Here is an 11750-nt window from a genome sequence, read left to right as displayed (position 1 = left end):
GTTTCAATGACCGCAGCAGCAGTCGCAGCCGGAGCTTTGCGCCCGCTGGATTTCGACGCGCCAGACATCCGGACCCTGTTCGAGATATTGCCAGTCGAACTCTTCCGGATACCGGCTCTCGATCTGGTAGTGCAGCGGCCGCGGATCATGGTCGCTGGTGACATGCATGACGCCGCCGGGGATGAGGGACGTCAGCACTCCGAAAATCTTCGGGTGACGTTCGGCGGGAGCGAGCGTCCTGACATCGATGGAGGGGATCTCAATATCCGACATGGTTTGTTCTGGGCCTTTCAAGCTCGTGCAGCGGCCTGGCCGATCCCGGCCGCCTCGATGGCTTAGCAGCGGTGTGATCGGCGGAATTTGCGTCGGGACAAATATTTTACAGAAAGAGGGAGCTGTCGTTGATTTTGCACAAAGAGAGGCCTGCGGCGGGCAGCTAATGCTCTTTGGAGAAAACTGAAAGGAGCCCGACATGTCCGCAGCGATAATCGAGAAATATGGCGATGCACGGCTGCCGCGCTACACAAGTTATCCGACGGCTCCGAACTTCAGCCCGGATTTCGATGGCCTCGACTATCCGGCCTGGCTGAAGGCGTTGCCCGAAGGACAACCAACCTCGCTCTACATCCACATCCCCTTCTGTCGGTCGATGTGCTGGTATTGCGGCTGTCACACGACGATCACCGAGCGCGACAGGCCCATTCTCGACTATATCGAGATACTTCACCGGGAAATCGAGCTTCTGGCGTCCGCCAGGGACGATGGCTTCAGCGTCGGGGAAATCCACTTCGGCGGCGGCACGCCGACCATCATCAGGCCGGAGGAATTCATCGCGCTGATGGACGCGTTTCGCAACCGCCTCGGTTTTGCGGGCGGCGTCAATGCCGCGGTCGAGATCGATCCGCGAACCTTGACCGGGGAGATGGCGGTTGCGCTCGGCCAGTCGGGCGTCACCCGCGCAAGCCTTGGCGTCCAGAGCTTCGATCCGAAGGTCCAGAAGGCGATCAACCGCATTCAGAGTGTCGAGACGACGATGGATGCGGTCGAGCATCTTCGCCGTAACGACATCAACGCGATCAACTTCGACCTTATCTATGGGCTGCCGTTTCAGACGGTCGAATCCTGCGTCGAGACGGTCGAAGCGGCTGTCCGCATGCGCCCGGACCGCCTAGCCGTCTTCGGTTATGCCCATATCCCGAGCTTCAAGAAGCACCAGCGCCTGATCGACGAGGCGGCGCTTCCGGATGCACGGGAGCGCGCGCTTCAGGCATCGGCGATCGCCGAGGCCCTGGGGGCGGCAGGATATGTCAGGATCGGTCTCGACCATTTCGCGCTGCCAAGCGACGAACTCTCGCTTGCGCAGGCCGAAGGCCGGCTGCACCGGAATTTCCAAGGGTACACGACGGACGCCTGCGAGGCCCTGATCGGGCTCGGGGCGTCGTCGATCGGCCGGCTGCCGCAAGGGTATATCCAGAACGAGGTTCCTCCGGGTCTCTATGCGACCCGGGTGTTGAAAGGCGAATTGCCGGTCGCCAAGGGATACCGCCTCACACCGGAGGATCGTCTGCGCGGCGAGGTGATCGAGAGGCTGATGTGCGACTTTGCGGTGGATGTTGCGGCGCTTGCGGCGGCGCACGGCTTCGATGCCGACCTTCTGCTGCAGGGCAACGATCGGCTCGATGAGCTGGAACGAGACGGCCTGATCGAGCGCCGAGGCGGCGTCATCCGCGTCTCGGAGGATCACCGGTTCATCGTCAGAGCCGCGGCCTCTGCATTCGATGCCTATCTAAACAGAAGCGGCAGGTCGTTCAGCAAGGCGGCATAGGGTTCAGAACGGGAAATGGAGGTCCGGCATCCGCCGAGCCGGACCTCCATGCGGCCGGGCTCCCCTATCCCGTCAGGCCGCGATAGATGGCGGGCAGAGCCGCCGGAAGCTTTGAAATATCTCCGACAACCGCATAACCGTTGCGTCCGAACATCGTCGGGAGATAGGATTTCGCATCCTTGTCCACCGTCACGGCGAAGACGTTGACGCCAAGGCGCCTTGTTTCCTGCACGGCGCGGCGGCTGTCTTCCATCGCGAAACGCCCCTCGTAGTGGTCGATATCGTTGGGCTTGCCGTCGGTCAGCACGAGAAGCAGCCGGGTCCGGTTGGGGCGTTTCGCGAGGTCCGCCGTGGCGTGCCGCAGGGCGGCTCCGAGGCGGGTGTAATATCCGGGTTTCAGGCCGGCGATCCGATCCTCGACAACCGGAGAAAGCCGCTCGTCGAAGCCTTTCACGGTCTCGACCCGTACCCAGGAGCGGCACCGGGAGGTGAAGGTGAGGATGGAGTGATCCGTGCCGCAGGCGGCCAGGCCCTGCGCGAGGACGAGCAGCGCCTCCTTCTCGACATCCAGGACCCGCCGGTTGTCGATCCAGGCGTCGGTCGAGAGGGAGACGTCGACGAGAATGGTGACGGCAAGATCGGGCGTGCGCTGCCGGCTTGCCACATGGATACGGTCGGTTGCCTGCCCTCCGGCCAGGAGGTCGGTCCGGCGCCGGACGACGGCGTCGAGATCGAGTTCCACGCCGTCGAGCTGCGATTTGAGCATTTCCTGGCGCGGCCGCAGGATCTCGAACTGCTTGCGCACCTTCCTCGCCAGCGCCTTCGTATCCTCCGATATCTCGAGGCGGTCGCCGCTACCCGAGGTCGGGACGGCAAGGACCCGGCAATGGTTCTTCAGATAGGTGGCCTTTCGGTAATCCCATTCGGGATAGGTCAGCTCGGCGGCGATTTCCTTCAGGTCGACCATTTCGGGCGGAAGGTCGAGATCAAAGTGGAAACGCGAGGAGGGGCGTTCCTTGCGGCGCCCGAGGACCATCTCGTCGAGATCCTCGGCGGCCTTGCCGTCTTCCTCGGGCTTGTCGTCGGTCGGCCGGTCGACATTGACCATTTCCGTCATCGCCAGGATTTTCTCGAAGCGGTTGAGGATGAACGGGCTTCGTTCGGAGCGCTTCTCGTCCTCCCGCTCGCGCTGCGCGCTGAACCTTCTCTTTCCCGCCGAACCCTGCGGATCGCCGAGCGGGGTTTCCGAGTCCTCCGCCGAAGAACGACTTTCCTCATGGGATAAGAATTCCGGCCAGAGCGGCACATCCATCATCGGCTGGTAGCCGGGCGGGGCATGGCGGGGGAAGATCGCGCTTGGCGTGTTGTCCGGCAGGCCGGCGCCTGCCCGCAGCAGGCTGATGATCCTGTTTTCCAGCAGCCGTTCCACCGAGGGAAGCCTGCCGCGACGACGTTCAGTAAGCGTTGCCTGACATAAATCTCGATAGACCGGACGCAGGCCGGGAAATGCGGCAAGCGTGTCGTCCACATTGGAGATTGCCATATGCAGCCGCTCAAGATCCCGTGCGAGGAGATCCGACGAGGCTGGGCGGGTCTCGGGTAATGTAGCGATTGCCGCCGTCAGCCAGACGTACAATGCTCGGTTCAGGCTGCGGTCCGGAAAGAAGTCGATGACCTCGGGCAGCATTGCGCGGGCGAAATCCCGGCCGGAGCGGGCAATCCGCTCCTCGCCGAGCCCCACAAGCTGGCGAAGCTTCAGGCGATGTTTCGACGTGCGCTGGTGGGCCGCCACGAGCTGGATTGCGTGATCGCCCCCGAACCCGCGGAAGCAGGATGCGAGGACGGGTTTCATCTCGTCCAGCGTCACCGCCTGCTCGGGATAGCGCGGCAGGCTTCGTGTCTGGCCGACCAGGCGGTGCCAGGCCTTGCCGACGGTTTCTTCCAGCTCGAGAAAGTCCAGCATCATAGCACCTCAGGCAACGACGGCATTCGCCACTTCGATCAACGCCGCACGCACGTCCGGATCGTCGGTCAGCGGCTCGATCATGGCAGCCCGTATCGCACGGCGCGGATCGAGCCCGCTTTCGATCAGCGTGGCGCAGTAGACGAGCAGGCGCGTTGAAACGCCCTCCTCCAGGTCGTGTCCCTTCAAGGCTCGCAGGCGATGAGCAAGGCTTACCAGCGGCACGACGTGCCGTTCGGAAAGGCCGCTTTCGGCGGCAACGATCGCCACTTCCTGCTCCCGGGGAAGGAAGTCGAACTCTATGGCGACGAAGCGCTGTTTGGTCGAAGGCTTCAATGCCTTGAGGATGTTCTGGTAGCCGGGGTTGTAGGAGACGACCAGCATGAACTCCGGCGGTGCCTCCAGCACCTCACCGGTTCTTTCGAGCGGCAGGATACGGCGGTCGTCGGTCAAGGGGTGGATGACGACGGCGACATCCTTCCGCGCTTCGACGATTTCATCGAGATAGCAGATGCCGCCGCCGCGCACCGCCTTCGTCAGGGGGCCGTCCACCCAGATGGTTTCGCCGCCCTTCAGGAGGAACCGGCCGGTCAGATCGGCGGCAGCCAGATCGTCATGGCAGGAAACGGTCGCAAGCGGCAGTCCGAGACGCTCGGCCATGTGGCAAACGAAGCGGGTCTTTCCGCATCCGGTCGGACCTTTCAAGAGAAGCGGAAGCTGCCGCTTCCAGGCCGTTTCGAACAACTCGCATTCGTTGCCCGCGGGAATGTAGTGCGGGATTGGTCCGGCCTGGGCCGGCTTTATCGGAGAAATCATGGTCATCGGAATGTCCTGATCTTTGGAGGGATGGAGGAACGCGGCTCCGTCGGTGGAGAAGACGGAGCCGCGCTGCATCATTCGGCCGGCTGGATGCTTGGCGTCCCGGCTGGGTGCCGTTCGCGGCCCGGGACGAACAGGGCCCAGAGGAACATCAGCGCCGAGATGAGCACGAAGACGCCCGATCCGAGCCGGACCCAATAGAAGATCGCCAGCTGATCCTGGACATCCATGAAGCTTTCGCCAAGGACGCGCTGCAGGTGCACCTGGAGGACGCCGGCGAAGGTCAGCGCGAAGGTCATGACCGACATCGCGGTGCACATGATCCAGAAGCTGACCATCGAAAGCACCTGGTTATAAGGGCTGCGGCCCCGAAGTTCCGGCACGGCGTATGCCATGACGGCAAGGTTCAGCATGACGTAGGCGCCGAAGAAGGCGAGGTGGCCGTGGGCGGCGGTGAGCTGGGTGCCGTGGGTATAATAGTTGACCGAAGACAGCGTGTGCAGGAAGCCCCAGACGCCCGCGCCGAAAAAGGCCATGACCGAGCAGCCGATCGACCAGAGAAGTGCGGCGCGGTTCGGATGCTTGCGCCCGGCCTTCCAGGTCATCACGAAAGTGAAGACGACCATGGTGAAGAAGGGCGCCACTTCCAGCGTCGAGAAGAGCGAGCCGATCCACTGCCAGTAGCCGGGGGCGCCGATCCAGTAGAAATGGTGGCCGGTGCCGAGAATGCCGGAGAACAGGGCAAGGCCAACGATCACGTAGAGCCATTTTTCGACCACTTCGCGGTCGATGCCGTTCAGCTTGATCATCAGGAAAGCCAGCACCGAGGCCATGATCAGTTCCCAGACGCCCTCGACCCACAGATGGACGACATACCACCAGTACATCTTGTCGAGCGCCAGATTGACCGGGTTGTAGAAGGCAAACAGGAAGAAGATCGCAACGCCCCAGAGGCCGAAGATCAGGATGTTGGTGACAACTGTCTTGCGGCCCTTGAGCACCGTGAGCGTGATGTTGAACAGGAACATCAGAGCGACGACGACGATGCCGACCTTGATGAGGAACGGCTGTTCCAGAAACTCGCGGCCTTCATGATAGTGGAACAGATAACCGACCACGGCGATCGCCGCCGCGACGAGGAAAAGCCAGAACTGCACAACCGCGATCCTGGTGCTGAACAGCTCCGTTTCGGCCTCCTCGGGCAGGAGATAGTAGGTCGAGCCCATGAAGCCCATCAGCAGCCAGACGATGAGCGCGTTGGTGTGGACCATCCGCACGATGTTGAAGGGCAGCAGTTCCGAAAGCGTGTTCGGCAGGACGTAGATCGTTCCCGCCAGGACGCCGAACAGGACTTGGGCGATGAACAGCCCGAGCGCGCCGTAAAAATACAGCATCGCGACCTTCTGGGTTTGATATTTCATGTGTTTTTCCCTTCCCGTGAGATCAGCCGGCATCGTTCGGCGGCCAGTTCTGGGTCTTGATCCTGCTCGTCCATTCGAGGAAGTTGGCCAGATCTTCGAGTTCCCGTTCCGTCAGGTTGAACTGCGGCATCTGCCGCCTGCCTTCGATGCCGCTCGGTTGCGCGGCCATCCAGGCCTTCAGCGTCGCGCGGGCTGTGTCCGGATCGGTATCGCCGCCCCAGCGTTTCCACACATTGCCGACCTCGGGTGCGAAATAGGCGCCTTCCCCGAGTATCGTATGGCAGTTGATACAGGCGTTCTTTTCCCAGACGTGTTTGCCGCGCCCGACGGAATCCGAAAGCGTGGCTTCGTCCGTGGACGTGGTTCGCATGTAGTAGTGACTGTGGGCGGTAAGCCCGAGAAAGATTGCGAAGAAGAACGCGGAGCCGCCGTAAAAGACGTTACGTGCCCCGGTCTTTGTGAGGCGTTCTGCCATCCTCATGTCCCCTTTGTGCGGATGCCTTGCGGGTTGCTGCGGGGCCACATCCGCGAACGCGGACGATGACCCGTGAAGCTTCTATGAGCGGCTTTCCGGAAGCGTTCTTTGCGATTTACCAAACAAAAAAGCGTTGCTCCGCGAAGTCCGCTATTTTTTCTGAGGGTAAGCGTCTGCTTTCCTTGCGCTGGCGGGCGCGGCCCTAGAGAAGGGTGGCCAGTACGACCTTGCTCAGCGACAGGGCAGAGAAGAAGATCGGCCAAATCATCAGCGCGCGAGCCAGGTTGGGCCGCATCCCCCGCAGGTCCATGAAGTCGAGCACGATGAGCCGTATCTTGGCGATGGTCATGACGAGGATGACGGCAAGTGTCGCCGCCGGTATCACCTCATGCTTCCATTGCGCGGCGATCAATGCGCCGACGATGCCGAGCATCATGATCCAGTTGGCGCTGCCGAAGAGTTTCGAATCGTCCATTCCGGCCTCCTAGCTCGGATAGATCAGGGGGAACATCACCAGCCAGACGATGTCGATGACGTGCCAGATGGTCGTCAGTGTGACGATCGTCGACCGTTCGAGCCTGATCGCGGCCAATACGAAGAGGGTGGCCACGAACGCGACATGGGCGAGGTGGAAGCCGGTGATGAGGAAGTAGAGCTCGAAAAAGGTCTGCAGGTTCTCGTCCCCTGCCGCCGTCCATTCGGAACTGTACTCGGCGAATTTGAGGGCGACGAAGAGGAATCCCAACAATGCCGCGCCGAGCAGGAACAGGCGCTGCCGGCGAGGTTTTCCCTGGGAGCTGGCGGCAAGCGCCGCCTGCCAGCTGCTCGCCAGCAGCACGACCGTGTTGAGCCCCGCCAGCCGCGGCGCGAGATGGAGCTTTGCGAGCGCAAAACTTTCCGGGTGCAGCATGGACATGACGACATAGCCGGTCAGCAGGATGCCGAACGCCGCAAGCTCGCCCCAGACGAGCACCCAGAGAAGAAGGTCGCCGCCTTCATCCCTCTCTTCGCTGGTCGAGATTGCCGCCATTCCGAAACCTCCGGTATTCTTCCGTCCCGGAAAATGGAGGCAATACAGATCCGGCTCTTTGTCATATCGCAAAGAAACGGCAGATAGAGGGGGTAGGATGACGGCAAACCAAGGATTTGCCATGTCTGATGCACAAGTCGGCCTTCTGATGGCCGCCCCGATCATTGTCATATTCGCCATCGCCCTGAAGCGGATGGGTGTCCTGCAGGGCTACAGCTCGCTGGCGGCGGTCGTGTTTTCCGTGGCGATTGCGGGCGTTCTCTTCTGGCAACAGTAGCGGCCGTGCCATGACGCAGTTTCTGCTGGCTTTCGTGGCCTTCATCACCCTGCATTCGATTCCGGCAGTCCCGAAAATCCGCGGCGCGCTGATCGGATGGATGGGGCACGGGAGCTATATTGCCGCCTATTCCGTCGTCTCGACAGCGGCCCTGGCCTGGCTCTTCCTGTCCGCTCTGAGCCTGGATTACGTGGAAATCTGGCAACCGAGGTCGTGGCAGGCCTGCCTTGCCTTCGTGCTATCGCCGATCGGGCTTTTCCTGGTTCTTGCCGGTCTGTTCAGCCGCAATCCCTTCTCGATCTCGTTCCGCAAGGGAGGCGAGCCGGATGCAATCGTGTCCGTCACGCGCCACCCGGTTCTCTGGGGTTTTCTCTGCTGGTCGGTCGGGCACATTCCTGCGAACGGAGATTTGCGTTCGCTGCTTCTGTTCGGCGGCTTCGCCGCCTTTTCCTCCGCCGGCTTGTTCATGCTCGAAAAGAGGGCACGCCGATCGTTAGGCCCCGCTTGGCCGGTGGCCTCGTCGCAGACTTCCGTCATTCCGTTCGCAGCTGCGATAAATGGTAAGTCTCTAATTACAGTAGACGTGCCGATGGCTGCCGCTGCGCTTTGCGCGGCAGCGTTGCTCGTCTGGCTTCTCGGCGGGGGGCATGCGGCTTTGGTGGGCGCGGATCCGCTTCTGTTTCTTGGCGCCTGATCGCCTCGCGAGGCAAGTGCTCAAGCTCGACTATGAGCCGTATCGCGGGCACGCGCGACCCATGCAGCACCTTCGCGGGCATGATGAAAGCCGTTCGACAAAGCGGCGGTGGGATAGATCTCGCGCAGCAGCGTGATCGCCTCGTCCGCGTCCAATGCGTTATCGAGCACGGCGCGGTAGAGCTTTGCGACCACCACCATGTCGCAGTCATGCGGCGACAGGCGGATCGCCGAGTTACCGCATGCGGCGAGGCCGGCGAGTTCGCCCAGCAGGGCCTGGCAGGTGTGGGACACGGTCTGCACACCGTTGAGCGCGAGGAAAGATTGTCGGTCAAGGTTCTTCACCGGCAGGCCGTCCGGATCTTCGCCGCAGACGAACTGGCAATTGTCCTTGATCTTGCCCTTGGATCTCGCATGAGCGCATCGCGCCGAGATGGCGAGCGGCATGCGGCCGAAGGCGAAGACCTCGAATGCGACTGCGGGCGCGTCGGCGACGATCTTCTCGACCGACGTGAAGGGGAGTTCCGGCGGCAGGCAGATGCTGGTCGCTCCCCGGCCGGCGAGCAGCTTGGCCGTCGGCGCGTTGTAGACGTTGACCAGGGGGCCGATGCTGTGGGGCTTGCCGTTCAGCAGTCCGAGGGCGGAGAGGTCGTTGGCTTCGATCATATATTCGCTGTCGGCGACGAGATCCCGGATCTGCCGGCTCTCGCGCTCCAGGGTGACGAGCGACAAAGTCGAAAGAGCCACGGTCTTGCCCGCAGCTTCCAGTCTCTCGATCACCTCGGCGATATGCGGTTCGATGAAATGCTGTCGCTTGGAACAGACGGTTTCGCCGATCACCACGCGTTCTATCGGCGCCTCGTCGGCGATGCGGAAATGAAAATCGCGCCATTTGGGGCCGTTCCAGAGATAATAGACGGGTCCCATCGTCAGGGAGGGCGAAATGGTGCGGTGCATGCTCATCTCCAGCGCTTCTCATAGGCGCCCGACGTGGTCTTCTGGCCTTCGCTCAGGCCACGCAGGCGCAAAGCAAAGCGCTTCGCCTTGTATTCGCCCAGCCGCTCGAACAGGTCAGGATGTTCTTTCAGGACGCGCTGAAACAGCAGTCCTGTCGCCCGCTCGATCGCGGCAAGTGGCATGTGGGCCAAGGGGATGGCGAGTGCGCGGGGAAATTCCATATTCATGCGTCCTGCCGAAATGCAGGCGCAGGCTATCGGTTGCGGGAGCGGCCGTGCTTGAGCCAGCGCAAAGAGGAACGATGGTTCTTTGAAAGGCCCGTGAGCGCCAATTGCAGCACGCCCGCGCTAGGTGTCAGGATCCGCCGGATCGGCCTCTCCTGCGGACGAAGGTCACGGCCTCGTTCTGAACCTCGCCTTCGTTGTTGAGGACGGCGCGCCAGACACGGTTTCCGAGACGAACGCTCAGGCGGGACGTTCCGATATCCTCGGCCTCGCCACGCTCGACCGTGCTTGTCACGAGACCCTGGCGGATTCTCTGCCGGAAATCGTCGCGAGACAGCCCGAACCGACCGGCAATCTCACCGGATTCCAGGATGAAGTCGCCGTTAGGGTCGCGTTCGATATGCATCGCTCTTCCTCAGGTCGACGGTGTTGCGGCAAGGTTTGCCGGTTCAACGCCTTTTTACGTTCTACGACACTGGTTGAAACCTTGGAAAGCCGTTTGCCGATAATGGTTTTGTCACAAGTGTCCGGCCGGTCACGACGAAGTCCCGTCGAGGCCGAGCGATGCCCATATCCGGTCGACCTTCTCGATGATTTCGGGGGACATTTCGAGAATCCGGCCCCATTCCCGAGCCGATCTTGGTCGTGGCATCCAGCCCAAGCTTGCCGCCGAGGCCCGGCTGTGGAGAGGCGAAGTCGAGGTAGTCGATCGGCGTGTGTCTGCGACCATGAGGTCGCGGCCGGCATCGAAACGGGTGGAAATGCCCACATGATGTCCGGCCAGCTTCGCACATCGATATCCGGATCGACCACGATGATCAGCTTGGTGTAGCTGAACTGCGGCAGCATGGACTAGAGGCCCATCATGATGCGTCGGGCATGGCCCGGATAACGCTTGTCGATCGACACCACCATGGTTCGATAGGAACAGGCTTCCGGTGGCAGCCAAAGATCCCGGATCTCCGGGAACTGGCGCCTGACCAGCGGGATGAAAATCTCGTTCATGGCTTCGCCCAGCCTGGACGGCTCGTCCGGCGGTCGTCCGGTATAGGTGGAGAGATAAACCGGATTGCGGCGCATCGTGATCGCCGAAAGGGAAAGCACCGGGAAGCTTTCGACGGCGTTGTAATAGCCGGTGTGATCGCCATAAGGTCCCTCGTCCGCCATCTCCGTAGCGGAAACCGTGCCCTCGAGGACGATCTCGGCCTCCGCGGGGACGGGGAGAGGTACGGAAAACGCAGGCGCAACCGCCTGACGCCTGTCTTTGAGGACGCCAGCAAAATTCAGTTCGCTCATTTTGTCCGGCAGCGGCATGACGGCCGCGAGGATTGTCGCCGGGTCGGCGCCGACAACGACCGCCACCGGCATGTCGCGGCCGAGCGCCTGCCACATCCTGTGGTGCCTTGCACCGCCACGATGAGCGAGCCAGCGGATGATCAGCCGGTCCTTGCCGAGCCTCTGCATCCGGTAGACGCCGACATTGACATCTGCCGGATCGTCCGGCGCCTGGGTGATCGCCAGCGGCCAGGTCACGAGGGAGGCGGGCTCGCCGGGCCAGCAGGACTGGATCGGCAGCCGGTCGAGATCGATATCGGCGCCTTGCCAGATGATCTCCTGGCACGACGGGTGCGAAACCGAGCGAGGGTTCAGCGAGAGCGCCGCCCTTAGCTGCGGAAGTTTTCGCCATGCGTCGAGCATCGATCTGGGCGGCCGCGGCTCGCGCAATTCGCTCAGGAAATCGGCAAGCCCCGTTATGCCGCCAGCTCCGAGCCCAAGGCCCCACTCTATTCTCTCGCGGGTTCCAAACAGGTTGGCGACGAGCGGGATTGCGAGGGTATTGCCGCCGGCATCGACCGGCTTTTCGAAGAGCAGCGCCGGCCCTTCTTCCACAAGAACCCTGCGGTGGATCTCGGTGATCTCATGGACCAGCGAAACGGGCCGCGATATCCGCTTCAGCCGCCCCTGCTTTCCAGAAGGGCTACGAAATCCTGGAGATTGCCGTAGTGGCGGGGAATTGTGGCATCTGCTTTCATGCCCCCAGATTGAGAAGAAAGAAGCGGCTGTCT

General features: G+C 62.0%; 13 protein-coding genes and 1 pseudogene. 3 read left to right on the top strand and 11 right to left on the bottom strand.

Features of this window, described 5'->3' with window-relative positions:
- Positions 1 to 3: 3 nt before the first annotated feature.
- The gene (locus C5L10_RS21220) at positions 4 to 273 is read right to left on the bottom strand and encodes a DUF2249 domain-containing protein (RefSeq protein ID WP_038546255.1); all 270 of its coding nucleotides are present in this window, start codon (positions 271 to 273) and stop codon (positions 4 to 6) included.
- A gap of 199 nt (positions 274 to 472) precedes the next feature.
- On the opposite strand from C5L10_RS21220, the gene hemN reads away from it, so the two are divergent.
- Positions 473 to 1825, top strand: coding sequence for an oxygen-independent coproporphyrinogen III oxidase (gene hemN / locus C5L10_RS21215; RefSeq protein WP_105431263.1), 1353 nt, complete (start codon positions 473 to 475; stop codon positions 1823 to 1825).
- Between the two features lie 64 nt (positions 1826 to 1889).
- Here hemN and C5L10_RS21210 read toward each other — a convergent pair whose 3' ends face one another.
- The 6 genes from C5L10_RS21210 to C5L10_RS21185 all read right to left on the bottom strand — a co-directional run bounded on the left by C5L10_RS21210 (position 1890) and on the right by C5L10_RS21185 (position 7533).
- A complete protein-coding gene (locus tag C5L10_RS21210; RefSeq protein ID WP_105431346.1) occupies positions 1890 to 3788 on the bottom strand; it encodes a nitric oxide reductase activation protein NorD in 1899 nt (632 codons plus the stop codon).
- Positions 3789 to 3797: 9 nt separating this feature from the next.
- Complete coding sequence (locus C5L10_RS21205) at positions 3798 to 4610, bottom strand: CbbQ/NirQ/NorQ/GpvN family protein (protein WP_371411963.1); 813 nt, start codon at positions 4608 to 4610, stop codon at positions 3798 to 3800.
- Positions 4611 to 4681: 71 nt separating this feature from the next.
- Positions 4682 to 6028, bottom strand: coding sequence for a nitric-oxide reductase large subunit (locus C5L10_RS21200; protein ID WP_105431262.1), 1347 nt, complete (start codon positions 6026 to 6028; stop codon positions 4682 to 4684).
- A gap of 22 nt (positions 6029 to 6050) precedes the next feature.
- On the bottom strand, positions 6051 to 6503 hold the full coding sequence (locus C5L10_RS21195; protein ID WP_105404461.1) for a c-type cytochrome: 453 nt from the start codon (positions 6501 to 6503) through the stop codon (positions 6051 to 6053).
- Positions 6504 to 6705: 202 nt separating this feature from the next.
- Positions 6706 to 6978 (bottom strand): cytochrome C oxidase subunit IV family protein, encoded by a 273-nt coding sequence (locus C5L10_RS21190; RefSeq protein ID WP_105431261.1) that lies wholly within the window; start codon positions 6976 to 6978, stop codon positions 6706 to 6708.
- Positions 6979 to 6987: 9 nt separating this feature from the next.
- Positions 6988 to 7533: a cytochrome c oxidase subunit 3 gene (locus C5L10_RS21185; RefSeq protein ID WP_105431260.1), complete on the bottom strand. Its 546-nt coding sequence runs from the start codon at positions 7531 to 7533 to the stop codon at positions 6988 to 6990.
- 121 nt (positions 7534 to 7654) lie between these two features.
- Between C5L10_RS21185 and C5L10_RS33745 the strand changes: the two genes are divergently transcribed.
- The gene (locus C5L10_RS33745) at positions 7655 to 7810 is read left to right on the top strand and encodes a hypothetical protein (protein ID WP_167551678.1); all 156 of its coding nucleotides are present in this window, start codon (positions 7655 to 7657) and stop codon (positions 7808 to 7810) included.
- A gap of 10 nt (positions 7811 to 7820) precedes the next feature.
- Positions 7821 to 8504 (top strand): NnrU family protein, encoded by a 684-nt coding sequence (locus C5L10_RS21180; RefSeq protein WP_105431259.1) that lies wholly within the window; start codon positions 7821 to 7823, stop codon positions 8502 to 8504.
- A 20-nt stretch (positions 8505 to 8524) separates the two neighbouring features.
- Here the strand turns inward: C5L10_RS21180 and C5L10_RS21175 are convergent, their stop codons facing one another.
- The 4 genes and pseudogenes from C5L10_RS21175 to C5L10_RS21160 all read right to left on the bottom strand — a co-directional run bounded on the left by C5L10_RS21175 (position 8525) and on the right by C5L10_RS21160 (position 11717).
- Positions 8525 to 9460, bottom strand: coding sequence for a U32 family peptidase (locus C5L10_RS21175; protein WP_105431258.1), 936 nt, complete (start codon positions 9458 to 9460; stop codon positions 8525 to 8527).
- A gap of 2 nt (positions 9461 to 9462) precedes the next feature.
- On the bottom strand, positions 9463 to 9681 hold the full coding sequence (locus C5L10_RS21170; RefSeq protein WP_172717090.1) for a hypothetical protein: 219 nt from the start codon (positions 9679 to 9681) through the stop codon (positions 9463 to 9465).
- Between the two features lie 133 nt (positions 9682 to 9814).
- Positions 9815 to 10090, bottom strand: coding sequence for a DUF6522 family protein (locus tag C5L10_RS21165; protein WP_105431256.1), 276 nt, complete (start codon positions 10088 to 10090; stop codon positions 9815 to 9817).
- A gap of 129 nt (positions 10091 to 10219) precedes the next feature.
- Positions 10220 to 11717, bottom strand: a pseudogene (locus tag C5L10_RS21160) (UbiD family decarboxylase).
- Positions 11718 to 11750: the final 33 nt, after the last annotated feature.

Origin of the sequence: Neorhizobium sp. T6_25 (genome assembly GCF_002968555.1) — a bacterium.
In the GTDB taxonomy this organism is placed as follows: domain Bacteria; phylum Pseudomonadota; class Alphaproteobacteria; order Rhizobiales; family Rhizobiaceae; genus Neorhizobium.
Note: the sequence above shows the minus strand (reverse complement) of the source record. Positions and strands in the feature narration are given on the sequence as shown.